We start from the raw sequence: 25,934 nt of genomic DNA, 5'->3' as shown, positions 1-25,934 counted from the left end.
CTTGGAGGCAAGATGCGGTCTGGGTTTTCAGACAAGCCCTGGAGTGACTCTTCCCGGGGGGAGTCAACAGTAGCGACTGTTCAAGCCTTCCTCCAGCCCTCATCCTCCATAGACCAACTCGCCGCCGGAGAATCCAAGGCCGGTGGCACAGGCCAGACAGAGGGTATAGATCAGGACCAGTTTCTTGGGATCAGCATCGGCGAGATTCATCTTGACCGAGATCCCCAGCAGCACCAGCAGGAGAGCGGCCAGGACCATCTTGACGACGATCAGGGTTTGATAGCTGCCGCCGTAAAAATATTGCCAGTCCAGGATGCCGGCCACGATGGTGGGGACGATGAAGATTAGGGCCAGGATAGAGCAGTGGAGGGCTGTGGTGAGCAGCGCTTGCTTCCTGTAGAACAGGGCGGCAAGGGCGAAGAAAAAACAGCCCATGACCATGCCCATGGGGATATGGGTTGCCGCAGGGTGGAGGGGGTGGGTAAAACCAACACGTTCCAGCAGGTCAAAAATAAATGCAGTCATACTTCACCTCGGCTCAGGTTGATAAACAGTTGTTATTTCCGGTGAGTCTAAGTATTAAAAGCTGGTTTATTTCGGAGCCCTTCTCTTGTCGTCGGTTCCTGGTGTTGAGGAGGGTAAATCTTGGTTCCCTAATAAAGACAGTACCATAACCGCGTATAAAAAGACAATAATCCATTTCCGGGCAAGGGCAATGCGTCTTTTTCTTTTATTTCCCGGGCAATAGACGTGCCGCTGTTCCCTGCCTGGATCCAGCCTGGTCTTGCCAAGGGCCATGGAGGACGTATAATGAAGAGTGAAGCACATTCCCTGCAATGAGGTGCAGATGAACAACGTTATCCTGATCGGTTTTATGGGTGTGGGCAAGGGGCGAACCGCCAGGGCACTGGCCCGGGCAACGGGTCGTTTTGCGGTGGACACCGACGACCTGATTGAATCAAAGAGCAAGCTGAAGATCCGAAAGATCTTCTCCGGGCAGGGGGAGCCGGCCTTCCGTCGACTGGAGCAGGAGGTCGCCCTCTGGCTGGAGCATCGCCTCTCTGGCACCATCGTCTCCACAGGGGGTGGTTTCTTTCAGGTAGACAACATCCAGCGGCTCGGGACGGTCATCTACCTCCACGCCGGGGTGGAGGCCATCATCCAGGCCATTAAGGAGCATCCCAAGGGGGCTGCCAAGATCAAAAAACGGCCGCTGCTGCAGGATTTGGATGCAGCCCGAAAACTCTTTGCCCAGCGATTGTCCAGCTACCGGGCAGCCGCCGATTACGAGGTGGAGGTCGAGGGGCAGACCAGGGAGCAGGTGGTGGCTGCGATCCGTTCCCTGCCGATTTTTAAGGGGGAAGACAATGGCTGAACTCGTTGCCTATCAGCGTGGCCTGGATCCTGATCAGGATGCCTGGGTGACCAACTTTTTCACGGAAAACCATCTGGCCTACGAGGCCTTTCCGGACATGGTCGCCTCACCGGAACAGTTGAACTTCATGGTTCATCTTGGCTATGATCAGCTCTACTACCCCTGTTCCGATGTCCTGTTCGGCGCCATCATCGAAAAACGTGCCGAGACCATCCTGACCTCCTCCTATACCCGGATCTGGGGTCGACTGGAACGACTGGTCAGAGAGGTGGTGGTCGACGCCTATAAACAGCAGTACCTCCTGAGTCTGCTCTCCATCAAGTACAATCATGAGATCCTCCATAAGGTCCAGCTTCCCGGCCGCCTGGAAAAGCGACTGCTGGGGATCTTTACCAACATCAGCGAGATTGATCGTCCCCTGGCAGGGGTGAAGGGGGAGCAGAATCGGCGGGTGGCCGATTTTCTGGCCTCGGCGAATTTTAAAGAGGCCTTCAACTCCCTTGAAGGTTTGGCCATCGAGCAGGAGACCACCCTGTTTGATGTCGATCTTCAACTCCACCTTCTCCGGCTCCGCCGCCTGCTGCTGCTCTCTTCTGTGCGTTCGATCTGGCAGAGCGACCGTCCTCCTGAGAAGGAGACCCTTCGGGCCCTGATGAATCAGGGGATCAAGAATCGGGAATGGGACTGGCTCTGCAACTGGTTGCGGGAGGTCCTCTCCGGCAGAAGAAGACCATGTATCCTCTGGCTGGCCGGCCGTTCGGGAGAGATCGTCTTTGATCTGGCCATTATCAAGAATCTGATGAAACTGGGCATCAAGGTGATCCTGGCGGTGAAGCAGGGCTTTTATTACCACCGGGTTTCTTTTATCGATCTCCTGGAAGATCTGACCCTGGACCGGCTGCTGGAGGGGGCCGATCTGGTCTGTGATGCCCATATCTCCAAGAATGAGCTGCTCCGTCGAATGGATAGCTCCGATCGGCTGGTGGTGGTCTCCGACGGTACCCAGGAGCCCTTTAATCCGCTGTTGAGCTCGGTTACCTTTGCCCGCGCCTTTAAAGAGGCCGACCTGGTGGTGAGCCGGAGTCCGGGCTGTCGGGAGACCATCAACAACAGTTTCAAGTTTACCCGGGACCTGATTTCTATTATCCCGGGAGACGACGGTCAGGTGGATTTTTTGCTCAAACTCCATCATCCGGCCACCATCCGTTTTCCCCAGTCGGCACTCCGCCGCAAGGCCGAGGAACTGGTGGACATGGTCAAGCGGGAGAAGGAGCAGGGCAGGAAGGTGATGTTCTATTCCGCCATTGTCGGTTCCATCCCCGGTCAACTGCAGACCGCCAAGGATGTCTTGAATGTCTTTATCGACTATCTCCGTTCCAGCCTCCACGATGTGGTGATCATCAATCCTGCCGAACATTTCGAAGAGGGGATGGATGCCGATGACATCATGTATATGTGGGAAATCTTTCAACGCTCGGGAAACATCGATATCTGGAGGTTTCAGAGCGTGGCCGATGTGGAGAAGACCTTCAACCTGATGGAGCAGAAGGTCCCTCCGGAGTGGAGCGGCAAGGATGCCACCTACTCAACCGGCTGTACCAAGGAGATGGATATTGCCATTGAGATGCAGAGGCACTACCCGGAGATGCAGTTGATCGGGCCGCCCTTGGAAAAGTTTCAACGACGCCGGGAGTATGGTGTGGGCAAGCTCTACGACCGTATCCTGGCAGAGGGTACCTAGAGAGATCTGGTGCGTCTGGTGGAGGCCATGGTGCGCCGGTATCTGCAGCCCAGGGAAAGACAGGGGAGGTCTGGCTCTGTCTTGGCTTGCAGGGTAATTATTAATGAGAACAAGAGCCAACAGGGGCTCAGATGAAGGAGAAGAAGATGGCACAGCAGGAGCAGCTCGGTTATTTGGAATCAACCATTCGCAAGATCTATCCCCAGGACCTGTCCTTCCGCAATGAGGCGACCGGGCGTTTGCAGCAGTTGACCATGCCCCGCTGGGCTCTGGGAAGACTGATGGATCTGGCCGTTGATCTGGCCGGGATGACCCGCAGCATGCAGCCCCCTGTGGCCAGGAAAACCATCGTGGTCATGGCCGGTGATCACGGGGTGACCGCCGAGGGGGTTTCTGCTTACCCGGCAGAGGTGACCACCCAGATGGTCCATAATATCATGGACAGGGGAGCCGGGATCAACGCCCTGGCCGGGCAGGCCGGGGCCGGGATCGTGGTGGTGGATATGGGGGCGAAGGACCCCTTTACCAGCCTCAGGGATAGCCCCGGCTTCATTGCCAAGAAGATCGCCCCGGGAACGGCTAACATCAGCCAGGGGCCGGCCATGTCCAGGACCCATGCGGTCATGACCGTGGAGGCAGGTATTGAGATCGCCAACCAGCTGGCCCCTGAGGTCGATGTCTTTGGCACCGGTGAGATGGGCATCGGCAACACCACCTCCAGCAGTGCCATTGCCGCGGTCCTGACCGGTAAGGCTGCGGCCGAACTCACCGGTAGCGGTACCGGGATCAGCCAGGAGCAGTTGGACCATAAGATAGCGGTTGTGCAGCAGGCACTGGAGGTCAACAAACCCGACAAGAGGGACGGTCTCGATGTCCTGGCCAAGGTCGGCGGTTACGAGATCGGCGGTATTGCCGGTTTGATCCTGGGGGCAGCGGCCCTGCAAAAACCGGTGGTTGTGGACGGCTTCATTGCTACTGCCGGAGCACTGATTGCCTATAGCCTGGAACCCTTTGTCCGGGACTATATCATCTGCGCCCATCAGAGCGTGGAGCCGGGGCATGGTTTTATGCAGGAAAAAATGCAGCTGGAGCCTCTGTTCGACCTCCAGCTCAGGCTGGGAGAGGGGACGGGCGCTGCCTTTGCCATGAACAGCCTTGAGGCTGCGGTAGCCATTCTGACCGAGGTGAAAACTTTTGCCGAGGCTGGGGTGAGCGGGAAGTCCTGAGCCCCTGCTGCTGTTGCTCTTTCCTTGACACAGCAGGGTGAAGATGCTAATTTTTACAGGAATGATTACTGTTAAAAAGCTGAGAACAGGTGTTTATGTGAATAAAGGAAAGCAGTTGCTGCTCACCGGCTGCCTGGTGCTCTTCGGGCTGGGGCAGCCCCTGGCCCAGGAGATACCCGCAGCATCCCGGGACAGCGGGTCTCCACCTGCACCATACGTCGTACCCAGCGGCTTGAGTGCCGATGAAAAGTACTGGTTTGTCAAGTTTCAGGAGGGGAATATGCTGGTGGACGGTTGGCAGGAGATCGCCACCGAGGTCCTTGCCAAAATCCCTTCAGCTAAGCAAGGTCGGCAGAGAGATCTCCTGGTCACCCTGGGTACCAAGATCGGCTTGGAGTGGTGTAAGGATAACGATATCCGGAAGGTGGACAACTCGATGCTCCAGTCATGGGGTAAACAACTGAAACAGACCGCCAAAAAAGATCCGGCCCGGCTGGAGGTGGTCCTGGTCGCCATCAATGAGAAGGTGGATGCCCTCTTGAAGTAGCCCTCTCGGCCCGGACAGGGGCCCCCGGGCCTCTGCTCCCCCTTCCCCTATCTCTATCTCCCCTCTGCCGGTTCCACCAGGCAGTCGATCTTGCCCCCGTGGACCAGCACCTCGATTTTTTCCCCTGTACGCACCTGTTCCGGTGAGGTGATCACCGTGGCCCGCGGCGCGGGCTTTCTGGCAATGGCATAGCCGCGGGCCAGGGTGGCCAGCGGGCTGACCGCGTCAAGCACGCCGGCAGCCCTGTGGAGCTGCTCTTCCCTGCGCCTGATCAGGCTCTGGATCGACCCTGAGAGCCGCAGCCCCAAGGCCTGCAGCTGCTGGCCGTGCAGGTCCAGTCTCAGCTGCGGGCTGTTGCGATCCAGGGCCGCTGCGGCTCTCTGCAGGAGCTGGTTCTTCTGGCTGATCAGGGCGCTCATCTCTGCGGCCAGGGCCGTGCTCAGGTGGTCGAGTTTGAGCGAGATGGTGTCCAGAGGGTGGGGCATGGCCTCCAGTCGGTGTTGCTGGAGACGGAGTCGGTGTTCCCCTTCGGAGATGCTGCGGCCAAGAGCGCGAAGCAGCGCCTCCCTGAGGATGGCGACCCTGTCGGCCAGCTCCCGGATGTCCGGGAGGAGGAGTTCCGCTGCCGCACTGGGCGTGGGGGCCCGGAGATCGGCGACAAAGTCGGCTATGGTGAAGTCGATTTCATGGCCCACGGCGTTGACCACCGGAATCGTGGAGGCGTGGATCACCCTGGCCAGTTGCTCGTCGTTGAAGGCCCAGAGATCCTCCATGGAGCCGCCGCCCCGGCAGAGGACGATGATTTCGGTCTGGCCCAGCCGGTTGAGCTCAGCGATGGCCTGGCTGATTTCGCCGGCAGCCTGCTCACCCTGCACCGTCACCGGATAGATCTGGATCGCGGTCAGGGGGAAACGGCGTGCCGCCACCTGGAGAAAATCGTGCACCGCAGCGCCGCTGGGCGAGGTGACCAGGGTGATCTGCTCGGGCATCCCGGGGAGAGGCCTCTTGGAGGCCGCCTCAAACAGGCCCTCCTCTGCAAGCCGTCTTTTCAGTCGCTCAAAGGCGACTTGGAGCTCACCTGCCCCGCGAAAGTCAACCCGATCAACAATCAGCTGGTAATCCCCCCTGGGTTCATAGACGGAAATGCGTCCCCGGCAGACCACCTGCATCCCCTCCCGTAACTCCTCTGAGAGGTAGCGTTGCTGCATCTTAAAGAGCACGCCCTTGATCTGGGCGTCGGCATCCTTGAGGGTGAAGTAGAGGTGGCCGGAATAGGGGCGTCTGAGGGAGGAGATCTCGCCGGCAACACTGATAAAGGGGTAGCGCCCCTCCAGAAGAGAACGGATTTCACGGTTGAGTTGGCGCACGCTGTAAACGTGTTGGCTGGTATCCATGGCGTCTGTGGGTGGCAGGGGCGTTATTCATGCTGCCCTGTACGGTTTTTTAAGGTGAGCAAGGGCTGAAGCTATGGGTAGAGATATATCCGGGTGCCCCCCCCCTGGGGGGAGTCCCGGCTGCCAGCCGTCGCAGGGGATCTGATCGTCTCGATCACTGTAAACTCCCCGGGCCGGAAGGGCAACCGTCTCGGGGCCTGGCCAGGGAAGAATATCGGCCAGGGGCAGTAGCTCGGGATATCTTTAAAGGTGAGTAGCCAGGCCCGGGCCTGGGTCTGTTTTTCTCCGCCAAGGGGCTGATTGGTTGATGCATTTTTTTTATCCTGAAGTATAATCAGCTGCCTGTGGTTCAGGCCCAGGCCCGTAGGGGGGCCGCCTCAAGAGAGGCCGGGCTCCGGGGCTGTCGCCGTCGCTAAAGCTCCATCTTAATCATCAGGGTACCTTGAAAAATGAGATTTTTCGATCAAGGTCACGGCACGAGATAAATTTTACCGCAGGCATATCTTTGATATCCTGAGGATATAATTTTTGAGCGCACGTCCAAGGTTGGAAGGAAAAACACTTTTTCAAGGTGGCCATCAGCTTTTACGAGAGAATTTTCATGGCAGAACAGAATGTCTTTGATAAGAAGACCATTGAGGTGAATACCATGGCAGAACCCGAAGGTTTGCTGGAACAGTTTAACCTGCCGCCGGGATTCATTGCCTTTGTCCGCAAACACAGCAAGCTGATCTGGTCGGCTCTGATCTGTGCCACCGCAGTGGTGGTTGCCGTTTCCCTCTATGGCTCGTACCGGAGCTACACCCTGAACAAGGCTGCCTCTGCCCTGGATCAGGCCCTCCAGGAGCCGGACCAGAAGCGCAGCCGACTGGAGACCGTGATCCGGGAGTATGGGTCGACCCCCTCCGCCCTCTGGGCAAAGGTGGAGCTGATGAAGATGCATGAACAGCACCAGGAGATGAGCCAGGCCATCACCCTCCTGGAGCAGCTGGAGAGTGAGTCCTCCCTGCCTGGTCTGCTCAAGCCGCTGGTGACCTCTAAGCTGGCCGGCCTCTATGAACGGGAAAATATGGAGGAGCAGGCCCTGGCAGCCTTTAAGGCCCTCTCTGCCATGCAGGGCTTTGAGGGCGAGGCCTACAGGGGGATGGGCCGGGTCAACGAGACCCTTGGCCGCACTGATCAGGCCGTGGCCAACTATAGGCTCTATATCCAAAAGCTGGAGGAAAACGGCGCCTCGGTTCAGGGTGATCCGACCCTGATGGTCATCAAGTCGCGCCTCCATAGCCTGGAGCAGCTCCAATGAAGATCATAACAACTCCGGAGGAGATGCGAACCTGGGCCGAGGCGCGGCTTCAGGAGGGGCGTTCCATCGGCCTGGTCCCCACCATGGGCTACTTCCATGAAGGCCACCTCAGCCTGATGAGAAGGGCGCACCAGTCTGCCGATCTGGTGGTGGTCAGCCTGTTTGTCAATCCTACCCAGTTCGGTCCCAACGAGGATCTTGACCGCTATCCGAGAAGCATGGAACGGGATGTCAGCCTGGCGGAGAAGGAGGGGGTTGCGGTGGTATTTGCCCCCAGCAACGAACAGATGTATCCCCAGGGATTTCAAACCGTGATCCGGGTCGAGCCCCTGGCCACCCATCTCTGCGGGGTCAACCGGCCGGTTCATTTTTCAGGGGTGGCCACGGTGGTCACCAAGCTCTTTAACCTGATCCGCCCGACCCTTGCCGTGTTCGGGGAAAAGGATTACCAGCAGCTGGCTATTATCCGGAGGCTGGTGGCAGACTTGAATATGACCACCAAGGTCATTGGCCACCCCATCGTCCGGGAGGCCGACGGTCTGGCCATGAGTTCCCGTAACGCCAACCTGCCCGAGGGCAGCAGAGATGCTGCCTTGAGCCTGTCCGCCTCCATCAAGCTGGCCCGTCAGGCCGTGGCCCGGGGCGTCCGCTCCACCCGGGAGTTGAATACCCTGATCCGGGAGCATATCTCCAGCTTCGCGGATACCAGAATCGATTATGTCAGTTTCGTGGACGGTGATACCCTGGAGGCGGCGGACGAGGTGGATCAGCGGACGGTCCTGGCCCTGGCCGTGCATATTGCCGAGCGGGCCCGGCTGATTGACAACGGCTTTCTGGTGAGCGGAAGCTTTTAAAGGCGCTTTTAAAGGCGCTTTTAAAGGCGTAAGGGTGTAAGGGTGTAAGGGCGTTTTGCAGGGCGGCGATGCCCTGCTCAGGATCCACCCAGCCACCAGGGTTTTTTTTAGAGGCAGCCTTTGCTCTCAGGGAGTTGTTCTCCAGCCAGACCAGCGAGGCTGACCGCAAACAACAGGCGCTATGGGGCCTGTAACGATACCTTAACAGTTTTTATATTGAAGTCAGAGGAGAAGGCAGATGCCAGGTTTTGAAGTCTTTGGTGCAGAGGAAAAGCAACACGTTCTGGAGGTCCTGGACACCGGGGTGCTCTTTCGCTATGAGTTTGGCGGCCAGCGCAACAACGTCTACAAGGTCCGGGAGTTTGAGCAGGCCTTTGCCCGCTATACCGGGGCCGGCCATGCCCAGGCGGTTACCTCGGGGACCGCTGCCCTCAAGGTAGCCCTGAGTGCACTGGGCATCGGCCTGGACGACGAGGTGATCACCCAGGGCTTTACCTTTGTGGCCACCTGGGAGGCCATCCTCGATGTGGGGGCGATACCGGTGTTCACCGAGATCGATACCACCCTGAATATGGATCCCGCTGATCTGGAAAAGAAGATCACTCCCAAGACCAAGGCCATTATCGTGGTGCATATGCTGGGGGCCCAGGCCCGGATCAGAGAGATCAAGGCCATTGCCGATGCCCATAACCTGCCCTTGATTGAAGATACGGCCCAGGCTGCGGGCGGTCGCCTCGACGGCCAACACCTTGGCACCTTTGGCACCTGTGGCACCTTCTCCTTTGATTCGGTCAAGACCATGACCACCGGTGAGGGGGGGATGTGCATCACCAGCGATGAGCAGCTCTGGCAGAGGATGTCTGAGTACCAGGACCATGGCCACGATCATGCGGTCAATCCCGGCGGACGGGGCGGAGAAGGACGTTCCTTTGTCGGCTTCAACTACCGGATGATGGAACTCCAGGGCGCCATCGGTCTCGGTCAGCTGGCCAAACTGGACGGGATGATTGCAGCCCAGAAGGCCAATAAGGCCCTGCTCAAGGAGGCCGCTGCCGCCATCCCCGGGGTGAGCTTCAGGGAGATCCTGGATGAAGAGGGGGATTCGGCCACCTTCTTTGCCTTTATGCTGCCGGACCGGGCGCGTGCCCAGGCCGTCAACCAGGTGCTCCGCGATAACGGCGCAGGTGCCATCAACTGGGGTGAAAACAGCTGGCACTTTTATCCCAGCTGGGAACATCTCCTGGGAGAGAAGACCCTCTGCGCCAATGGCTGGCCCTTCACTGCCGGCGGCAAGCGTCGATTCCACTACGATCGCCAGGCCCTGCCCGCATCTGCAGCCATCATGGATCGCACCCTCTGTTATCAGGTGCCGGTGAAGCCTGCGCCTGCCGATCAGGCCGCCCTGCTTGCCGCGCTTGCCAAGGCCGCCAAACTCTAGCACCCAGGGGCAAGGAACCCCCTGAATCGGGATCACGGATCAGGGGGCATGGGCGGCTGAGCAGGGCTGGTAGACATCAAAGCGGACTGCCTTGCCGCAGACCGTGTAGGCTGGGGCGAGCCTTGCGAGCGACTCAGCCTTGAGGGGCCGCTTGACCACGATCTTGGCCGGTCCGGCCTGCCAGGCCGCTCTGAAGAGGGCGATCTCCGCCCTGTCCGCCCCGTCCTCTGCAGCGGTCGGTTCCAGAAGCTGGAGGAGGCGTAGCTCCTGCTTGACCTTGGCGCTCTTGCTGCGCCTGGGAAACATCGGGTCGAGGTAGATCACCTCCGGGGAGGGCTGCAGGGGCAGTTGCTCCACCGCGTCTTCCTCGTGGAGGCGGATCCTGGCCGCTATCGCCGCCGTTGGCTGCTGTTCTGCTGCCCGCCGTAATCCGTCTGCCAACAGGGCGGCGATCACCGGGTTTTTCTCGTAGACCTGCACCCGGCACCCGGCCGCTGCACAGAGAAAACAGTCCCTTCCCAAGCCGCCGGTACCATCCACCAGGGTGGTCGGCAGCTTTCCTCTGATCTTGATGGCTCTGATCAGGAGTTCTTTTCCCGGTTGTCGTGAGCGGTATCCTGTTTTTCCGTCGATGAAGTCCACCCAAAAACGGGCTGGTTGTCTCTGCTGGGGCTGAAACCAGAGTAACTCAAGCCGCTGCTGCTGCAAACAGAGGATCAGCTCGTATCCCCGGCTCTCTTCCACCAGGGGGAGCTGCAGCCGCTGGGCAAGTCGGCGGGCCTCAAGGCTGGAGACGCCGGGGCCGGCAAGGAGAGCGATGGGTGGCTGAAGAGGCATGTGCTTGGCCCGGGGGGCAGGGAGAGGATGGGTAATCATGGCTGCCAATGATTGGTAATTGCCTTTTTAGGGTCCCCACTGTATCATAACTTGAGAAAATAATAAAAAATATAACCACCCCGTCTCCACTATTGAGAGAAGAAAGAGAAGATAAGGCTACTCCATGAGTGAAAAAGTATCCAAGGTCATAGCGGTTATTCCTGCTCGCTACCATTCCAACAGATTTCCAGGAAAACCGCTTGCCCTGATCGGCACCAAACCCATGATCCAGCACGTGGTGGAACGCGCCTGGAAGGTCTCCATGCTCGACCGGGTGGTGGTTGCCACCGATGATCAGCGAATCGCCGCCCAGGTCGAGGCCTTTGGCGGCGAGTATGTCCTGACCAGAGGCGATCACGCCACCGGGACCGACCGCCTGGCCGAGGCTGCTGAACTCCTTGATATCGAAGAGCATGATGTGGTGGTCAATATCCAGGGAGATCAACCGCTCTTTCCCGAAGAGATCGTTAAGCAGGTGGCTACCCCGCTCCTGGTTGATCCTGCCTTGCCCATGTCCACCCTGATCTACAAGATCATCCGGCCCGAGGAGATTGATGATCCCAATCATGTCAAGACCGTCTTTGACTGCCATTGGAATGCCCTCTATTTCTCCCGATCGCCCATCCCCTTTCAACGTAACCCCGAAGAGGGGATTCAGCCGACCTACTACAAACACCTGGGTTTTTATGCCTACCGCAAGGGCTTCCTGGTCACCTTTGTCGGTCTTCCCGAAGGTGAGTGGGAAAAGTTTGAGAAACTGGAACAGCTGAGAGCCCTTGAATTCGGTTATACCATCAGGGTGATCCTCACGGACCATGATTCCATTGAGGTGGATACACCCCGGGACATCAACAGGGTTGAGCAGCTGCTGAGTCAGGCAGCTGACTGATCAGGAAAGGACCGGGGCCGAACCGTACCCGGCGTCCATTTCAATATGGACAGCGGCAGCGGCAACGAAGAGGCAGAGATGGTCGAAGAACGTGAGATAAGCGGGCAGTGGCGCCAACTGGCGACCAAAAAATTTGCAGCCCTCGACTTCCTCCCCGGCGCAAGCTTTGCGGAAAAGGTTACTGCCCTGATTTTGGATCCGGTTGACCAGCTGCAGAATTCGGAGCTTGCGGCGGCCTACCTCACCTTCCAGGAGCAGGTGCGCACCTTTGATGTCAGCGGCCTCAAGGTCGTTGTCCTGGGCGGCGGTACCGGTTTATCCAATATCATCGGCGGCGATTCCCGGCAGCAGGGTTGGAAGGAGAACCCCTTTACCGGGATGAAGGAGCTCTTTCCCCAACTCCACTCCATCGTCTGTATCACCGATGATGGCGGCTCCACCGGCGAGCTGCTCAAGGACCTGCCGCTGATTGCCCTTGGCGACCTGCGTCACGTCCTGCTCTCTGCCGTGCGTAGGGATCTCCTGATCAAGCGCTACCAGCTGGACGACTACCTGGTGGGCAGGGTGATCGCGGCACTCCATGCCATCTTTAACTACCGCTTTATCAGCTGCCCCCCCTCAGCCGAGCACCTGCTCCGGGATACCGGTGCCGAGCTCAATGATCTGCCCGATGGGCTGTTTGCGGTCCTGCTGGACCTGACCAGGCAGCTCTATGAAGACCCGCGCCTTGCCGTCACCCTCCATCGTCCCCAGTGCCTGGGCAACCTCTTGCTGGCAGCAGCGGTGTACGCAGAGCTGGATCCGGAACTTGAGGCGGCGCAGCTCCTGGCCGCTCATCAGGTGGTGCGTACCGCAACCCTGAAGGGACTGGCTCGACTCAGTGCGGCCATGGGCACCCAGCGCAACGGGGTGCTTCCCTGTTCCACCACCCTTGCCCGGCTGCAGCTGCTCTATGAAAACGGGGTGCTGGTGACCAGTGAGTTCAAATCCAGCCATGCCAGACGAGGCTATGCCGTGGACAAGGTCCTGGTTGAGTTCAGCCGCCATCCCTTTCTCCAGCCAGAGGTGGGACAGCTGCTTTCAGCAGCCGATGTCATCGTACTTGCCCCGGGGAGTCTCTACACCTCGATTATTCCCATTCTCCAGATCCCCGGACTGGCCGATGCCATCCGCGCCAATACCAGGGCCTTGAAGCTGCTGGTGGCCAACATCTGGGTCCAGAAGGGGGAGACCGATGCCGCCTTTGAGGCCCCGGATCGAAAATTCCATGTCTCTGACTTGATCCGCGCCTATCATCGCAATATCCCGGGAGGTGTTGACGAGCTCTTTTCCACGGTTCTCTGTCTGAAGATGGAGGATATTCCCGGCTCGGTGCTCCAACGTTATGCCCTGGAGGAGAAGGAACCTATCTACCTGGACCGGGCCAAGGTGGAAGGCTTGGGCTTTCGCACCGTGGCAGCCCGTATCTTTTCCGAGGAACAGCTCCTTCGCCGGGGAGTGATCCAACATGATCCCAAGGCCCTTGCCAGGGCGATCAAGACCCTCTGGACCCTCCAGGCGGCCGGTCTGGTCGAAGAGGTTCCGGCGCTGACCAGCTTGCCGCCAGCCGATTTCAGTTCCAGGGTGCATTATCCGGAACGTCAGATTCCCTGCCTGCGTTATCAAAGAATTCAGGACCTGTTGCACTACACCAGTACCGAGTTGATCAGCGGTGGCTCCACCCTGCCCAAGAAGATGGACGAGACCCAGCGCCGCTGGCTGCTGGAACGACTGGTGGAGATTATCTGGCTCCATCCGGATATCCTCTTTGAACATCTCAAATTTTTTCGTGGTATCACCCTGATTGCCCCGGAGAACTGGAAACGCTCCCAGCAGTGGGATAATGTCTTTTCCTTCTATGATCCTGCTGATTGCAAAATAAAAATCAGGCAGGATCAGAGCGAAAATCTGAACCGCTTTGAGGCGGTTTTTCTGATTGCCCTGGGCCAGTCGCTCTTAGGCAACTATGCCTGCAGCAAGCAGATGGTCACCCTTCGCCATGGCGGTGAGGATGTCGGCAGGATGTATCAGCTCAGCCTCCGTGAGCCTCAACAGCTGCAGAGTTTCCTGACTCCGGTTCAGCTCACCACCTACCTGCAGCTCTGCAGGATGAATCCGTCCCATCGTTTGGAGCGCCTCTTTAGCAGGGTGATCAACTCCGGCGAAGGATTTACCCCTCCGGGACTGCATTTTGGTCTCTTCTATGCCTGGTATCTGGACAATCGCTTTGCCCCGAATATCGACTATACCATGTCCATCATGAAGAATGATCTCTCTGATTTTATCCCGGAGCAGATTAGGATTATGACAAACCGGCGGGCCATGATTACTTTTTTTCGCGAGCAGGTCTTTGGACAACAGTTTTCAGCCGCGGTTACCCAGAACGGAGCAGGGGGGATATGATTGTGTTACTCTGGTTGAGCCTGATATTGGCCCTGATGGTCATCGGGATGATCAGCTATTTCCTGCTGAAGATTCGACCGAGGTTGAGGCAGGGCGCGGTTGAGGCCTTTCAGGACAGGGACTCGGAGGACAGGGACTCGGAGGAGAGGGGCTCGGCAGCGCAGCCCCTGGCTGATCAGGCAACAGGCGAAGAAGGTTTTGGCCCGCTCCTGAGCGACTGGCAATATACCTTTGATGCCATTATTGAACCGGTGCTTATCCTTGATAAGGAGTTACGGGTCATCAAGGGCAACAGGGCGGCCCATAAGCTGCTGAGCCAGGGGGACACCCCGCTGGAGGGCGGCCACTGTTATCAGCTCTTTGCAGGGGAGGATTCCCCCTGCCGCTACTGTCCCCTGCCCATTGTTCAGGAGGAGCAAAAACCCTACACCCAGGAGGTACGGCACCCCTATCTGGGTAAGATTTTTCAGGTCTCTTCCTCTCCGATTCTGTCGCCAGCCGGGGTCATCGGCTACATCTATTCTGCCAGAGATATCACCCACCAGCGCCAACTGGAAACCCAACTGGTGCAGGCCCACAAGATGGACGCCGTGGCTACCCTGGCCGGCGGCATAGCCCATGATTTCAACAATATCCTGGGCGCGATCCTGGGCAATGCCGATCTGCTGCTCTATCGACTGCCAGAGAAAAAACACCCGGAAATACCTCGGCCAGGCCCGCCCCTGACCACCCCTGAGATCATTGACCATGTCTCCTCCATCAAACATGCCGGTCACCGGGCCAAAGAGCTGGTCAACCAGATCCTGGCCTTTAGCCGCCAATCCGCCAGTAAACAGGGGGTTCTGGAGATCTCGCCCCTGATCAAGGAGAGCTGCAAGTTCCTCCGGGCCTCCCTGCCTGCCACCATCGAGTTAAAGGTCTCGGTCGGCGAGGGGATTGGTGCCATCTCCGGTGATCCGGCCCAGATTCAACAGGTACTGATGAACCTCTGTAACAACGCAGCCCAGGCCCTGGAGGAGCAGAGCGGTACCATCGAGGTGAGCCTGCGGGAGATCACCGCCGGGGTGGCCGAACAGAAGCGCTACCCAGAGCTGCGACCAGGACCGTATGTAGCCCTGGGTGTGCGCGACACCGGCCGGGGGATCTCTGCAGAGGTCCTCCAGCGGATCTTTGACCCCTTCTTTACCACCCGCGAGGTCGGGGATGGCACCGGCATGGGGCTGGCAGTGCTCCACGGGATTATTCTTGCCCATAACGGGGTGGTCGATGTAAAATCAGAGGTGGGCAAGGGCACCGTCTTCACCCTCTTTTTCCCCCGGATCAAGAAAGAGGAGGGACTGGAGGAGGAGCTGGTGGTCTCCCTGCCCCGCGGTTCGGAGACTATTCTCTACGTCGACGATGAAGAGGAGATTGTCACCATGCGGACCAGGATGCTCGAGTATCTCGGCTACACTATCCTGCCGGCCACCAGCCCTGAGCAGGCCCTGGAGATTATTGCCGGAGGAGAGCAGGCCATTGACCTCCTGATAACCGATCATACCATGCCCAGAATGACCGGCCTGCAACTGGCTGCAGAGGCCTTGACCCATGACCCCTCCCTGCCGGTGATTCTCTGTTCCGGGTATAGTGATGTGGTTACCCCGGAGGAGGCAAAGCAAGCCGGGGTGCGCCGGTTTCTGGCCAAACCCCTGGATATGCGCCTCCTGGCGACAGCCATCCGTGAAATACTTCCTAAGCACAAGGACAGCCTATGAGGATATTAGTCATTGACGATGATCAGCAAATGCGAACCCTTATTCGCCAGGTCGTTGAGTGGGCCGGTGATGAGGTGGTTGAAGCGGAAGACGGTCGGGCCGGGATGCAGCAGCAGCGCCTCCATCGGGCCGACCTGGTGATTACCGACCTGATCATGCCCGAGCAGGAGGGGCTTGAAACCATCACCTCACTGAAAAAAGAATTTCCAGACACCAAGATCATCGCCATCTCCGGCGGGGGACGGATCGGACCCGAGGCCTACCTGCCGGCAGCCAAGGAGCTGGGGGCTGACCGGATCTTTACCAAACCTTTTGATGTCAAAGAGCTTGCCGACACCATCAAGGAGTTGCTCGCCAATGAAGAATAACGGTTACATCCTGGTGGTTGATAACAGTCCGGTCATCCGCAGGATCGTCAGTAGTGTTCTGGAAAAAGAGGGCTGGCTTGTGCGGACCGCAGAAAATGGCCTGGAGGCCCTGGACTGTATCGCCGCTCACCCACCGGAGGTGATCTTTACCGATCTGATCATGCCCAAGATCGATGGTGAGAAACTCACCTTTGTTGTTCGTAATACCCCGGAACTCAAACATATATTTATGGTTGTTCTTTCCGGAGTAGCCATGGAGGAGAACAGGGGTACCCTCCAGGTGGACGCCGATGTCTGCATTGCCAAAGGCCCTGCAGCCACTATGAAAACGCACATCCTGGCTGCCCTGGAGAAGTATAGGGCAGGGATCCGTAATGTCCCTCAGGTTGAGGGCTTGGGGGGCTTGTATTCCAGAGAGGTGACCCGTGAACTCCTGGTCAGTAAACAACATGGTGATATTATCCTGGCAGGGATGACCGAAGGGGTGGTGGAACTCAACCACCAGGGTCGGATCGTCATGGTCAACGCTGCAGCGGTGAAGCTGTTCGGCAAGCTGGAGGAGGAACTGCTTGGCACCAGCCTGGCGGAGCTGTTGGCAGGCAGCCAGCAGAGCCGGATGCGTCAGTGGCTGGCTGCCCTGGAACCTGCAGCTGCCCTGCAACCATTGGTCTTTGACTATGACGAACCTGTCGAACTGGCAGCACATCTGCTGACCATGAATCTGATTCCGGTGGCTGAAGAGGATGAGGTCTTCATCATCGCGATGATCAAAGATGTGACCAGGAGAAAACAGCTAGAGCAGCAGCGGAGGCAACTGGAGAAAGAGCTGCACCGGATTCAGAAGATTGATGCCATGGCCGTGATGGCCAGCGGCATAGCCCATGATTTCAACAATCTGCTGACCATCATCAGCGGCAACATGGAAATGTCACGCTACCTGATCAAGGAGAAAGATCAACAGGTGGCCGAGTTGCTCCAGGAGGCGGGCAAGGCTCTGGGGCTGACCATCGATCTGATCCGTACCTTCACCACCTTTTCAGATAATTATCTCCCCTTTAGGGAGGAGGTCAATCTGGGGCAGCTTATTCGGGAAACCCTGGAGCAGGAGCTTGCAGACACCCAGATCAGCTATAGCCTGGAGGAGAACTCGGCTCAGCAGCCCATTAATTTGGATGCCTCCCTGATGCACCAGGTCCTGACCAACCTGATCTGCAATGCGACTGAGGCCATGGAGGAGAGCGGAACCATTTCGGTCAGGCTCGATCTGGTAGATGGTGATGCAGAGGCCGAGGCGATAGGGCAACCCCTGCCCAGAGGCAAACTGGTTCGCCTCAGCTTCCAGGATTCCGGTCCCGGTATTCCGGCTGATATCATTGATCAGGTCTTTGATCCCTACTTTTCCACCAAGCAGAAGGGCGTGCAAAAGGGCATGGGGCTTGGCTTGACCATTGTTCATTCCCTGGTCAAGAAGCATGGCGGCCTGGTCTGGATCGACTCGCCCCCAGACCAGGGGTGCACGGTCTATCTCTATTTTCCGGTGCGGAGCGCAGTGGTGACAGATCAGGCCTTTTCGGCCCATGACGCTTCCCCCAAGCGGGTCCTGGTCATGGATGACGATGAGATGATGCGGATCATCAACAAGAAGATGTTTGAACACTGCGGCTGTGAGATCAGCCTGGTCGAGAGGGGTGAGGAGGCCGTGGCCAGCTACCTGGAGGCAAAGGAGCGTTGCCAAGGGTATGCGCTGGTCCTGTTGGACCTCAACGTGGATGGCGGCATGGGAGGGCTGGAGGCCTCCCGGCAAATTTTAGAGCACCATGGAGATGCCAACCTGATCGCCGTCAGCGGGGACGGGGGCAACGAGGTCATCTTACACTACGAACAGTATGGATTTATCGCGGCCCTGACCAAGCCCTTTTCCATCGATACCGTTGAAGCCGTGGTTCAACGGTTCCTCTATCCCGTGGAAGGGTGCTGATCAGGCTGAGCTGTTCTGCCCGCGGCTTGCCGCCAACCAGAGGCCTGTATGTATCTTGCTCAAAAAAACAGTCCCAGGGGAATGCGCTATATCCTCAGGGAATCTTTCCGCCAAGGGGAGGTCTTCTCCTCCCGGGATCTGCTCGACCTGGGCCACGATCCCGGTCGCTTCATTGTCTATAGCGGAGATATCAGCTATCAGCTGGATAAAGAGCTGCTGGCCAGTCTGGCCGAGCAGGGGGTGGATGGTGACGATGCCCGGTTGGAGGAACTCTTCTTTCCCTTTGTCGACCCCTATATCCGCTACAAGCTGGAGCCCTTTCGCCATCGTCATGCCTACCGCAGGTGGCAGCCCATGGCTGACGAAGAGCGCCTGCGGGTAGTGGAGTCCACCCATGTCTTTGATCGTCGTCGGCTCCATTTCCTCCGTTTTGGCCAGAGCACACCCGAGACCCTGGATAGATCAGCGCCCCTCTACCGGGTGCTGCTGGCCAAATCCAGGGATGAGATCGAGCAGCTGGTCCTGGAGCGGGAAAAGGAGCTGCAGCCCCGGGAGTACAAGAACTACCTCTTTACCATCTTTGATCTCCAGCGTTTCTTCCAGAGTTCCCTTGCCCGCCATATGGTCCATGCCCTGGACCCTGTCAAGGTGGATGAGTTCCTTCTCCAGGAGTACTGTGCCCTGGATCAGAGCCAGGCCTTCTGGGCCGGCTATGAACGGAGCCAACAGGTCCCCTGGTACCTGTTGCGCTACCTCCTGATGTACTTTGACCAGGCCGATGAGGCTGAGCTGCTCTGGAGTTCCAGGGGACAGCGTTTCCGGCGCAGCCGAAGGGCCTCTGCCCAGTCCCCGCCCCCGGCTCGTCCGAGGATGTCGCTGGCCAAGGCGGCGGAGATCTTTGGCCTCAGTCGCGGCCAACTGGCCGCCATGGGCAGGAAAGAACTTACCTCCCTCTACCGGCAAAAGGCCCACACCATGCATCCGGACAAGGGGGGAAGTCACGACCAGTTTGTCGAGCTGACATCAGCCTATGACGAGTTGCTACGCGCCCGGCCATGACCCGTCCGCTGCCCCGCCCCGACACGCCCGCAGCCGAAAGTGCCCCGCCCCGTTCTTTTCTGACCGTTCTCCAACTGATCCTGCCCCTGTTTCGGCAGTACCGCAGCCGCCTCTTGCTCGGCTTTGCCGCCCTGGTGAGCGTGGATTGTATCCAACTGCTCATCCCCAAGATTCTCCAGCACGGGGTGGACAGCCTCCAGCAGGGCAGGGCTACGCCGGCCGGACTTGGTCGCTTGAGCCTGATGATTCTGGCCGCCGCCCTGGTGGTGGTGGTCCTCCGTTTCAGCTGGCGCTACCTGATCATCGGCTTTTCCCGTATCCTGGAGCGACAGCTCAGAAATCGAATGTTTAGCCATGTTCTGACCCTGGATCAGCCCTTTTTTGAGCGCTGGACCACCGGTGAGCTGATCGCCCATGCCACCAATGACCTCAATGCCGTGCAGATGGCCTGCGGCATGGGCCTGGTGGCGGCAGCCGACGCCATGGTCATGTCCACGGCAGCCGTGGGTTTCATGCTGGCCATCAACGTCAAGCTGACCCTCTTGGCCCTGCTTCCCATGCCGCTGTTGGCCCTCTGTACAAGGATCTTGTCAGCCAGGCTGCATCAGCGCTTCAACCTGGTCCAGGAGCAGTTCGGCCTGATCACCGAATTTGTCCGCTCCACCCTGGTCTCCATCCAGCTGATTCAGGGATATACCCTGGAGGGGTTCCAGCGCAGACGGCTGGCCCGCCTGGGGGAGCGCTATGTCCGCAGTAATCTCAAGGTGGCCATGGTCCAGGGGGCGCTCTTTCCCATCTCCACCCTGGTGGGCAACATCGCCATGCTGCTGGTCCTCTACAACGGAGGGGCCCTGGTGATGAGGGAGGCGATCACCCTGGGCGAGTTTGTCGCCTTTATCACCTATATGTACATGTTGATCTGGCCCATGATGGCGGTGGGCTGGGTTGCCAATATCAGCCAGCGGGGGATGACCTCGCTGCAACGGATTCACCGTCTGCTCCAGGAGCGTCCCACCATTGCCCCCGGGGGAGGTACTCTTAACCGTGGCGACCAGGGACTCTTCTTTCAGTGCCGCAATCTCTCCTTTTCCTATCCCGGGAGTAGCCGGCCGGCACTCTCTTCCCTGAACCTGGAGATCCCGGCAGGTATCCTGGGCATCACCGGCAGAACCGGCTCCGGCAAATCCACCCTCTGTAAGCTGCTCTTACGGATCTATCCGGTTGCCCCTGGTGAGCTCTGGGTCAACGACTGTGATGTCACCACCCTGGAGGTGGATGAGCTGCGGAGACGGATCGCCTATGTGGCCCAGGAGACCGTGCTCTTTGCCGATACCCTGGCCAACAATATCGCCTTTGGCAAGCCCGAGGCCGGTCGGGAGGAAATCCACCAGGCTGCACGGCTGGCTGCGATCCATGAGGATATTCTCCGCTTTCCCCAGGGCTATGAGGCCGTGGTCGGCGAACGGGGGGTGAAACTCTCCGGAGGCCAGCGCCAACGTCTGGCCCTGGCCCGGGCCCTGCTCTGTCGGCGGCCGGTCTTGATCATCGATGACGGGCTCAATGCCATTGATGTGGAAACCGAGAAAGAGGTGATCCAGGGGATTCTGGCCTCTGCGGCCTTCAAGACCGTGATCCTGGTCTCCCACCGGATCAATGTGCTCCAGGTGACCGACCGGATCGTGATCATCGAGGCAGGGGAGATCGTTGCCCAGGGCCGCCATGAGCAGCTGCTCAATGATCCCTTTTACGGCATCATGATGGAGAAACAGCGGCTCAATGCATAACTTCGGCTACAGTGAAGACGGCCGGCCGGGCAGGGTCGGTGATCTCCATCTCTGGAGACGGATCCTTGTCTACTGCGCGTCCCATCGCCTGCCCCTGGCCGGGGCGGTTATGCTCTCCCTGCTGATCACTGCAGCCGGCCTGATGCTGCCCAAACTGATGCAGCTGGGTATTGACGGCTCCATCGTGGTCACCGGGCTCTCGCTGGAGCAGCGCCTGGGTGAGCTGGGCAGGATTGTCCTGGCCTATGGCGGCCTGGTGGTGGTGGTCTTCCTCGCCGGCTTCAGCCAGATCATCCTCCTGGAGTGGGTGGGACAGTCGATCATGGATCGGTTGCGGCAAGCGCTCTTTGCCCATCTCCTGACCCTGGATATGGGTTTTTTTCACCGGCAGCAGACCGGTCGGTTGGTGACCAGGTTGACCAATGACATTCAGAATATGCATGAAATGTTCACCTCGGTGATGGTCACCCTGTTCAACGATGCCCTCAAGTTGTTGGGGATCTTCTGCTTTCTTTTTTTTATGAACAGCTCCCTGGCCCTGGTGATGTCGCTCTTCGTCCCCCTGGCCCTGCTGACGACCATCCGGTTTTCCCGGCTGGCCAGGGGCCGATTTCGGGCGATTCGCAGTCAGCTGGCCAGGCTCAATGGTTTTCTGGCCGAATCACTGGCCAGCGTCAACCTGATCCAGGTCTTTAACCGCCAGGCCGGGATGGTTGGCCGCTACCGAGGCCAGACCGAGGAGTATCTCCAACGCAACCTCAGCCAGATCAAACTCTTTGGCCTCTTTATGCCCCTTACCGACCTGATGAGCGCAACTGCGGTGGCCCTGATCCTCTGGTGCGGTGGTGGTGAGATTATCCGCAGCCGCTTGAGTCTGGGAGAACTGGTCGCCTTTCTCTCCTATATGCGGCTCTTCTTTCAACCTCTGCGCGAGGTGTCTCAGAAGTACTCCATCGTCCAGTCGGCCATGGCCTCGGCAGAGCGAATTTTTCAGCTTCTGGATACCCCTTCTGCCATTGTTGCACCCCGGGAGTCGTCGCAGGTTCCGGAACTCAAGGGCGACCTCTGTTTTGAAGCGGTCTGGTTTGGCTACAGTCCGGACACAGCGGTACTTCAGGGGATCGACCTGAGGGTCCGCCAGGGGGAAACCCTTGCCCTGATCGGGACCACCGGCGCAGGCAAGTCCACCCTGATCAACCTGCTCTGCCGCTACTACGATCCGGATCAGGGCCGGATCCGGATCGGCAGCCACCCCCTGAAGACCATCCCCCTGGCCACCCTCCGGGCTCATATCGGGGTGATCATGCAGGATATCTTTATCCTTCCCGATACCATCCAGGCCAACATTATCCTGGATGCTCCCCTGGACAGGGGAAAGCTGGCCGGCCTGTTGCATCGAACCGGCCTGGAGGCCTTTATCCAGAGCCTGCCCCAGGGCCTGGCAACGCTCATCGGTGAAGGGGCCAAGGAGTTGTCGGTGGGCGAGAAGCAGCTCTTATCCTTTGTCCGCGCCCTGTACCGGGATCCGGCTATCCTGATCCTCGACGAGGCCACCTCCTCCATTGATGCAGAGTCGGAGCGCATCCTGGAAGAGGCCATGGCCGTTGGGCTGGAAGGCCGTACCTCCCTGGTGATTGCCCATCGGCTATCCACCATCCGAAGGGTGGATCGGATCGTGGTCCTGGATCAGGGCCGGGTCGCCGAACAGGGCAGTCATGGGGAGCTGATGGCCAGACCCTCCCTCTACCGTGAGTTGGTGAACCTGGACCTTGAGGATAACCGGCGTTCCAATGGTGCTGACGGCTCCCTGGGGCCTCGGCGGCCGCAGGGGCCAGCCGAGGCCCCCTAGCCGCCGAGTTGGACTTGGCTCGCCTCCCTGCTCGCCTTGCTCTGCTTACCTGGTCTTGGCCTGATGGTGTTGGAGGACGAAACGGATCATCTGACTGGGGGAGAGTTTGACCGAGGAGGGGCCGGAGCGAACATAAAATTCTTCACTCTTGCCGATCCGTAACACCACCGGGGTCCCTGCTGGTGAGGTTTCCACCATCAGCGCCCTGGTCTGACCGCAGTCAACCATGGCCAGGGAGATGAAGGCAGAAAACTCTGCGCCGATATGCTGGTTGATCAGGTTCTTGATGTGGAGCAGGCAGCGATCCTCACTCTCAAATCCATCGACTGCCAGCCCCACCGGGGTGCCGGCGTCGTCAACACCAAGGAGCAGGGTGCCGCCTGCACTGTTGAGAAAGGCGGTCAGGGCCTTGAGCCAGGCGAGCTCTATCTCTTTGCCTGGTTTGCCGGTTTTCAGGTTGGCCCGGATGGTTGACTTGAACTCCACGCAGGCCCCTTCTCCCTTGGCCAGGGCCTGCTGGAACCGTTCTCCGGCACTGGGCGGGAGAGGTTCGCTGAGATGGAGCAGCCCTATCTGCCAGAGGAGCAGAAAGAGCACGACCCCTGCAGTGAGGGCCACGCTCATGTCCAGCAGATCGATGCGAAACAGCGAGTTGTTGAGGGCCCCGATCAGGGCGCCCTCGGTGGATGCCACCCCGATCCAGAAGGCCTGACGTTCCTGGTTCAGGGGCTGAAAGGAGGTGATCCACTGTTCACTCTTCAGCTTCAGGGTGATAGGGGTCGCAACCGGGGAACCCTGCTCAGCCCAGCGACCGATGATGCTCGGCAGCAGCTGCTGCCGGCCGGAGAGTGGGGTGCGGATTGAAGCCGGCCACTGTTCAGGGAGTTCGGCAATATGAAAATGGCTCCCCGGGTTGACCAGGAAGAGCAGGCTGGGTTTGTCCCGGTTAACGGCATGGAGCAGCTGCCTGATGTCAGCCAGTTGGATATCAAAGCCAAAGACCTGGAGGCGCCCCTGCTGCTGCCAGGAGACCGAGGCCGAAAATCCCTGGCTGTTGCTATGGTTAAAGGTATAGATATCGGTGAAGTATACCTGGTCCTTGCCTGGGCTGGCGGTGAACCAGGGGCGGCTCCTGGGGTCATAGCTGCCGTGCTTCTGCCAGCTGCGGACCGCGGTCTCCGGCCCGTCCCATTCCTGGTACTCCTGCACGGTGGTGCTGTTCAGCTGCTGGCTGGCCCGGCTGATCAGCCGGGGTTGCTCCTGCTGGAGGAAGTATTCCCTGCCCTGATCGGTGGCCAGAAAGAGGGCGCTGATGTGGGGCTGATGCTCCAGCAGGGGCATGAACTTTTTGTTCAGGTCCTTGGGATTGGCGAGATCGAGAAGCCCGTTCTGGCCCCAGTCTCTGACGATGTTGAGTTTAGAGATGGTGCTGTCAAAGAAACTCTGGATCTCTTTGAATTCCGAGGCGCTGATGCCCTGGATAAGGGTGGTGCTCAGGTCTTTCTTCAGCTGATAGTATTGGAGGATATTGATCGCGGTCAGGACCAGGAGGAAACCGGCCACCGGGATAAAGAAGGGGAGAATTTTTCGGAAGAATTTCATAGCAAGTAAGGGTGGAGGTTAGTTGCGCCATCAGGGCCTGGAAGGCTGCTTCAGGGCTGGTTGTTGTAGAGCTGCCTGTAAAAGGGGATCCACTGTTCAATCAGCTGTCGCAGCCGGCCATCTGCCTTGATGGAGCTCAGATATCGGTTGGCCTGCTCCAGGAGCTGCTGCTGGTCACTGCCAACGGCCCAGGCCAGTTGTTCCCGGGTCATTGGTTGGATCACCGCCACCAGACCCTGGTCGGCATAGAGGGAGGCATAGTAGAGGCTGCCCGGGAGGTCATAGACCAGGGCATCGATCTCCTTGGCCAGCAGGGCTCGGACCGCCTGCTCTGAGCGGCTAAAGGTGGTCCGGACACCCCGGGCCTTATTCTGGGCCACAAAGAGATCTCCGCTGGTACCGCTTACCGTTCCCACCCTGACCCCGGGGTTCAACAGGGCCGGAAATCCATCGGAGTAGCGATTGTAATCCGGGCCACGGACCAGGGCAATCTGGCTGGTGGCCATATAGGGCTGGACAAAGCTCAGCCGGTAGGAACGGGCAGGGGTGATGGTCATTGCGGACATGATGATATCGGTTTTCCCGGCGACCAGGGCCGGGATCTGCTCTTCCCAGGGGAGGCGAACCAGCTTGAGCCGACGTCCGGAGTAATCAGCCAGGCCCCGGGCAAAGGCAATCTCCAGGCCGATGAGGCCGTCGGGACCCCTATAGACCATGGGTGGGGCATTTGCAGAGACACCGACCCGCAGCAGCTGTGTCTGGGCAGGTGGTTTTCCGGAGGACCCGTCCCCATGGCCTGCACAGCTGCAGAGCAACAGGGAGAGTAGCGGGATCAGCAGGACGGGAGACCAGCGATTCATGACAGTTCCTTTTGGCTTAGTTCGCTTCATGGCTGAGTCGTAATGGAACGACCAGGGTTCTGGTTCCCGGTTGTCTCTCAGGGGGCGGTAGTTCCCTTGATGACCCGACCGCGGGAGATAAACGATATCCCCTGCTGCATCTTGGTACCGATCATGATGGATTCGATGATGGGCTCGGTCACCTGGGCAGGGGCGTCCCAGTGGACCAGGAACTTGGCGCCTGAACCTCCCTTGGATTCGGATTCCCGGACAATGTAGCGGGTGGACCCCAGGGGGCCTATCTCCAGCGGCTTTTCCAGATATTTTTGGAGCAGCTTGCCCTGGGAATCATAGTAGTTGACCTTGCGCAGGGTAATGGTGCGTTCCGGATCGGTGTTGCGGACGGAGAGGGTGGCGGTAAGGAGAAAGGGTTTATCCTTATAGCGTTCATCGGCATAGATGTGTGAGTAGAGTGGCACATAGACGGTCTGTGCCAGCCAGTGGTTGAAGCTGGTGGTCGCTCGGCCGAAGGCTGGTGGCTGGAGGGTGGGGGCGAGCAGGGCAAGGAAGAGCAGGAGGATGAGGTAGCGCTTGTTCATGGCAGGTGATCTCATGG

At 58.8% G+C, this 25,934-nt stretch carries 21 protein-coding genes; 15 read left to right on the top strand and 6 right to left on the bottom strand.

All coding sequences use genetic code 11. The features are described 5' to 3' along the window. Window positions 1-99 precede the first annotated feature (99 nt). Window positions 100-525, bottom strand: coding sequence for a DUF2231 domain-containing protein (locus G494_RS0102325; protein ID WP_028583237.1), 426 nt, complete (start codon window positions 523-525; stop codon window positions 100-102). Window positions 526-847: 322 nt separating this feature from the next. Here G494_RS0102325 and G494_RS0102320 point away from each other — a divergent pair, with 322 nt between their 5' ends. From G494_RS0102320 to G494_RS0102305, 4 genes are all read left to right on the top strand, one after another. After that, window positions 848-1,375 (top strand): shikimate kinase, encoded by a 528-nt coding sequence (locus G494_RS0102320; protein WP_028583236.1) that lies wholly within the window; start codon window positions 848-850, stop codon window positions 1,373-1,375. Beyond that, window positions 1,368-3,116 (top strand): ARMT1-like domain-containing protein, encoded by a 1,749-nt coding sequence (locus tag G494_RS0102315; RefSeq protein ID WP_028583235.1) that lies wholly within the window; start codon window positions 1,368-1,370, stop codon window positions 3,114-3,116. Before G494_RS0102320 ends, G494_RS0102315 begins: the two co-directional genes overlap by 8 nt. Window positions 3,117-3,262: 146 nt before the next feature. After that, entirely contained in the window at window positions 3,263-4,342 is a 1,080-nt protein-coding gene (gene cobT / locus G494_RS0102310) for a nicotinate-nucleotide--dimethylbenzimidazole phosphoribosyltransferase (RefSeq protein WP_028583234.1), read from the top strand. A 97-nt stretch (window positions 4,343-4,439) separates the two neighbouring features. Next, complete coding sequence (locus tag G494_RS0102305) at window positions 4,440-4,889, top strand: hypothetical protein (RefSeq protein ID WP_153305735.1); 450 nt, start codon at window positions 4,440-4,442, stop codon at window positions 4,887-4,889. Between the two features lie 53 nt (window positions 4,890-4,942). On the opposite strand, the gene xseA is transcribed toward G494_RS0102305, so the two are convergent. Beyond that, window positions 4,943-6,283: an exodeoxyribonuclease VII large subunit gene (xseA, locus tag G494_RS0102300; RefSeq protein WP_028583232.1), complete on the bottom strand. Its 1,341-nt coding sequence runs from the start codon at window positions 6,281-6,283 to the stop codon at window positions 4,943-4,945. Window positions 6,284-6,884: 601 nt separating this feature from the next. Here xseA and G494_RS0102295 point away from each other — a divergent pair. The 3 genes from G494_RS0102295 (at window position 6,885) to G494_RS0102285 (ending at window position 9,878) form a co-directional block, all read left to right on the top strand. Next, window positions 6,885-7,586 (top strand): tetratricopeptide repeat protein, encoded by a 702-nt coding sequence (locus G494_RS0102295; RefSeq protein ID WP_153305734.1) that lies wholly within the window; start codon window positions 6,885-6,887, stop codon window positions 7,584-7,586. Then, window positions 7,583-8,440, top strand: coding sequence for a pantoate--beta-alanine ligase (gene panC / locus G494_RS0102290; RefSeq protein ID WP_028583230.1), 858 nt, complete (start codon window positions 7,583-7,585; stop codon window positions 8,438-8,440). Before G494_RS0102295 ends, panC begins: the two co-directional genes overlap by 4 nt. Before the next feature lie 238 nt (window positions 8,441-8,678). Then, complete coding sequence (locus G494_RS0102285) at window positions 8,679-9,878, top strand: DegT/DnrJ/EryC1/StrS family aminotransferase (RefSeq protein ID WP_028583229.1); 1,200 nt, start codon at window positions 8,679-8,681, stop codon at window positions 9,876-9,878. A gap of 39 nt (window positions 9,879-9,917) precedes the next feature. Here G494_RS0102285 and G494_RS0102280 read toward each other — a convergent pair whose 3' ends face one another. Continuing rightward, window positions 9,918-10,754, bottom strand: coding sequence for a class I SAM-dependent methyltransferase (locus G494_RS0102280; protein ID WP_051305274.1), 837 nt, complete (start codon window positions 10,752-10,754; stop codon window positions 9,918-9,920). Window positions 10,755-10,878: 124 nt separating this feature from the next. Between G494_RS0102280 and kdsB the strand changes: the two genes are divergently transcribed. The 8 genes from kdsB (at window position 10,879) to G494_RS21510 (ending at window position 22,877) form a co-directional block, all read left to right on the top strand. Next, window positions 10,879-11,643: a 3-deoxy-manno-octulosonate cytidylyltransferase gene (gene kdsB / locus G494_RS0102275; RefSeq protein ID WP_028583227.1), complete on the top strand. Its 765-nt coding sequence runs from the start codon at window positions 10,879-10,881 to the stop codon at window positions 11,641-11,643. 78 nt (window positions 11,644-11,721) lie between these two features. Then, a complete protein-coding gene (locus G494_RS21520) occupies window positions 11,722-14,085 on the top strand; it encodes a gluconeogenesis factor YvcK family protein (RefSeq protein ID WP_161629924.1) in 2,364 nt (787 codons plus the stop codon). Next, window positions 14,082-15,839, top strand: coding sequence for a hybrid sensor histidine kinase/response regulator (locus G494_RS21515; protein WP_051305271.1), 1,758 nt, complete (start codon window positions 14,082-14,084; stop codon window positions 15,837-15,839). Before G494_RS21520 ends, G494_RS21515 begins: the two co-directional genes overlap by 4 nt. Then, window positions 15,836-16,207 (top strand): response regulator, encoded by a 372-nt coding sequence (locus G494_RS0102260; RefSeq protein WP_028583226.1) that lies wholly within the window; start codon window positions 15,836-15,838, stop codon window positions 16,205-16,207. The genes G494_RS21515 and G494_RS0102260 overlap by 4 nt, the downstream gene beginning before the upstream one ends. Continuing rightward, the gene (locus tag G494_RS0102255) at window positions 16,197-18,185 is read left to right on the top strand and encodes an ATP-binding response regulator (protein WP_028583225.1); all 1,989 of its coding nucleotides are present in this window, start codon (window positions 16,197-16,199) and stop codon (window positions 18,183-18,185) included. Before G494_RS0102260 ends, G494_RS0102255 begins: the two co-directional genes overlap by 11 nt. A 48-nt stretch (window positions 18,186-18,233) precedes the next feature. Further along, window positions 18,234-19,244, top strand: a complete 1,011-nt coding sequence (locus tag G494_RS0102250) for a hypothetical protein (RefSeq protein WP_028583224.1) — start codon at window positions 18,234-18,236, stop codon at window positions 19,242-19,244. Next, a complete protein-coding gene (locus G494_RS0102245) occupies window positions 19,241-21,028 on the top strand; it encodes an ABC transporter ATP-binding protein (RefSeq protein WP_028583223.1) in 1,788 nt (595 codons plus the stop codon). The genes G494_RS0102250 and G494_RS0102245 overlap by 4 nt, the downstream gene beginning before the upstream one ends. Then, the gene (locus G494_RS21510; protein WP_084456295.1) at window positions 21,021-22,877 is read left to right on the top strand and encodes an ABC transporter ATP-binding protein; all 1,857 of its coding nucleotides are present in this window, start codon (window positions 21,021-21,023) and stop codon (window positions 22,875-22,877) included. The genes G494_RS0102245 and G494_RS21510 overlap by 8 nt, the downstream gene beginning before the upstream one ends. 45 nt (window positions 22,878-22,922) lie before the next feature. Here the strand turns inward: G494_RS21510 and G494_RS24995 are convergent, their stop codons facing one another. The 3 genes from G494_RS24995 to G494_RS0102225 form a co-directional block, all read right to left on the bottom strand. Beyond that, the gene (locus G494_RS24995) at window positions 22,923-24,479 is read right to left on the bottom strand and encodes an AlbA family DNA-binding domain-containing protein (protein WP_028583222.1); all 1,557 of its coding nucleotides are present in this window, start codon (window positions 24,477-24,479) and stop codon (window positions 22,923-22,925) included. 50 nt (window positions 24,480-24,529) lie between these two features. Beyond that, window positions 24,530-25,339 carry an ABC transporter substrate-binding protein gene (locus tag G494_RS0102230; protein ID WP_028583221.1) on the bottom strand — a complete coding sequence of 270 codons (810 nt, stop codon included), beginning with the start codon at window positions 25,337-25,339 and terminating at the stop codon, window positions 24,530-24,532. Window positions 25,340-25,416: 77 nt separating this feature from the next. Then, window positions 25,417-25,917, bottom strand: coding sequence for a DUF3124 domain-containing protein (locus tag G494_RS0102225; protein WP_035245173.1), 501 nt, complete (start codon window positions 25,915-25,917; stop codon window positions 25,417-25,419). Window positions 25,918-25,934: the final 17 nt, after the last annotated feature.

The sequence above is a fragment of the Desulfogranum mediterraneum DSM 13871 genome (genome assembly GCF_000429965.1).
Lineage (GTDB): Bacteria > Desulfobacterota > Desulfobulbia > Desulfobulbales > Desulfobulbaceae > Desulfogranum > Desulfogranum mediterraneum.
The sequence above is the reverse complement of the archived record's forward strand: the minus strand, read 5'-3'. Positions and strand labels throughout refer to the sequence as shown.